Here is a 623-nt window from a genome sequence, read left to right as displayed (position 1 = left end):
GCCTGGTGGATTGCGGCGTTTTGGTCGACGAGAACCAGACGTTCTGGCTCGCCAGGCCCTCCTCTCGGTGGCCGACGGTCGAAGTCCGCGCCGCCGACACCGCGTCCACTGTGGACGAAGCCGTCCTGCAAGGACTGCTGACCCGCGCGCTGGTGATCACCGCGCTCGACGACCTCGACCACGGCGTGACGGCCACGCCGCTGGACCCGCAGGTGGCGGCTGCCGCCGTCTGGTCGGCCGCCCGGTACGGGCTCAGCGGCCCCGCCGTCGATCCGGTGACGGGCAAACCCGTGCCCGCCACCGACCGGATGGCCTCGCTGCTGGGGCACGTCCGGGAGGCACTGGAAGAGACCGGGGACAGCGATCTGGTGCGCACGCTGCTCGATCGGCTGGAGCGCGAAGGCACCGGCGCGGAAAGACAGCGCCGGGCCTCCGCCGACGGCGACGTCGCGGTGTTGCGGATGCTGACCGAAGAGACGGTTCCGCGTCCGTAGATCGGGTACTCCGCTCGTATGACGACGATCGACCGCCCGGTGGCCGCGACGCTGCCCGAAATCCGCGGCCCGCTTTCGGCCGCCGTGGTGGACACCCTGGCGGGTGGCCGCCGCGACGACTTCGACCTG

Annotated in this window: 1 protein-coding gene; it reads left to right on the top strand. The window is 71.9% G+C overall.

Going from position 1 to position 623, the window contains the following annotated elements:
- Window positions 1-494, top strand: a 494-nt coding sequence (locus CFP71_RS43090; RefSeq protein ID WP_425266653.1) for a carboxylate-amine ligase, incomplete at its 5' end; no start/stop codon positions are given.
- Window positions 495-623 lie beyond the last annotated feature (129 nt).

It is taken from the genome of Amycolatopsis thailandensis (assembly GCF_002234405.1).
Classification (GTDB): Bacteria; Actinomycetota; Actinomycetes; order Mycobacteriales; family Pseudonocardiaceae; genus Amycolatopsis; species Amycolatopsis thailandensis.
The sequence above is the reverse complement of the archived record's forward strand: the minus strand, read 5'-3'. Positions and strand labels throughout refer to the sequence as shown.